The organism is Bradyrhizobium sp. Ses1, assembly GCF_059512365.1.
Window position 1 is genome coordinate 1 of record NZ_JCAMOQ010000289.1, and the last position, 220, is coordinate 220.

At 64.5% G+C, this 220-nt stretch carries 1 protein-coding gene; it reads left to right on the forward strand.

The features are described from left to right. A partial coding sequence (locus tag AC5ZG5_RS46690) for a hypothetical protein (RefSeq protein ID WP_496165629.1) occupies nucleotides 1–185 on the forward strand: 185 nt, incomplete at its 5' end. Between the last annotated feature and the right edge of the window lie 35 nt (nucleotides 186–220).

A 220-nucleotide genomic window follows, 5' to 3' on the forward strand; every position in this document is an offset into this window, starting at 1 on the left:
AGCGCAACCGAGCCAAGCAGACCACTTCACTCCAGGCGCGGCTGGTCGCCTCAGCTCGCCAGGCTCGCACGCAGGCACGCGACCTACCTCCCGGCGCCGAGCGGCAGAAACTGCTCCGGCAGGCGCGGCAAGCCGAGCAGGCCGCCGACATGAACGAGTTTCTTAGTCTGGGCACGCCGAAATGAAGTTTCCAGTGAGGTCTCAAGACGGTAGCGACATT